General features: G+C 62.4%; 1 protein-coding gene. It reads left to right on the forward strand.

Annotated elements, in window-relative coordinates; genetic code table 11:
• Positions 1 to 54: 54 nt before the first annotated feature.
• A complete protein-coding gene (locus tag GP2_RS20815; protein ID WP_083900305.1) occupies positions 55 to 1,116 on the forward strand; it encodes an IS630 family transposase in 1,062 nt (353 codons plus the stop codon).
• The last annotated feature ends 13 nt before the right edge of the window (positions 1,117 to 1,129 follow it).

The following is a 1,129-nucleotide window of genomic DNA, read 5'->3' on the forward strand; positions in this document are numbered from 1 at the left end:
CTAGTGTCTCGTGTCGTTAATTAGTTTAGGGGTGTCGGGTTGAGATAGTTGGTTATGGCTAATACTTCTGCCCCGGCCCTGGAACTGCGTGATGGCGATGCGGACGAACTCGATCAGTTGTTGAGGTCGACCACGGCGCCGGCCGGTCTGGCGCGTCGTGCGCGGATCGTCATGCTTGCTGCCGATGGGATGGCTAATACGCGGATCAGTGAGGTCGTCGGGGTGTCGGTGCCGACGGTCCTCAAGTGGCGTTCCCGGTATCTCCAGGACGGACTCGATGGTCTCCTCGACGCGCAAAGGCCCGGTCGCCCACGGCATGTCGATCACGCCGATGTGGTGTCGGCGACGTTGATGCCGCCACCGAAGAAGTACGGAGTCACACACTGGTCGTCGCGGCTGCTGGCCGGGCACCTCGGAATCGGGAACGCCACGGTCGCCCGCGCCTGGCGCGAGTACGGCGTGCAGCCGTGGCGGTCGGGAACATTCAAGTTCTCCACCGATCCGCAGCTGGTCGCCAAGGTCACCGATGTCGTCGGCCTGTACCTGGAGCCGCCGGAGAACGCGATCGTGTTGTGCGTGGACGAGAAATCGCAGATCCAGGCCCTCGATCGCACGGCGCCGATGCTGCCGATGCAGCCAGGGCAGATTGAACGCCGCACCCACGACTACAAACGCCACGGCACCACCACCTTGTTCGCGGCCCTGGAGATCGCGACCGGGCAGGTCACCGCCGCGGTCACACCGCGACATCGCCACCAGGAGTTCCTGGCGTTCCTACGGCAGATCGACCGCGCCTACCCCGACCAGGAACTGCACCTGGTCATGGACAACTACGCCACCCACAAGACCCCCGAAGTGAAGGACTGGCTCGCCCGACACAAGAACTTCCACGTCCACTTCACACCGACCTCAGCGTCCTGGCTCAACCTCGTCGAAGTCTGGTTCGGCATCATCGACCGACAAGCCATCCGCCGCGGGATCTTCACCTCCGTCAAAGACCTCAACGCGAAGATCCGCGCCTTCATCAACGGCTGGAACGACCGCAAACACCCCTTCGTCTGGACCAAAACCGCCGAGGACACTCTGAAGAAAGCCCAACCGAAAACCAATCAATGACACGATACACTAG

The organism is Gordonia paraffinivorans NBRC 108238, assembly GCF_000344155.1.
GTDB classification, from domain to species: Bacteria; Actinomycetota; Actinomycetes; order Mycobacteriales; family Mycobacteriaceae; genus Gordonia; species Gordonia paraffinivorans.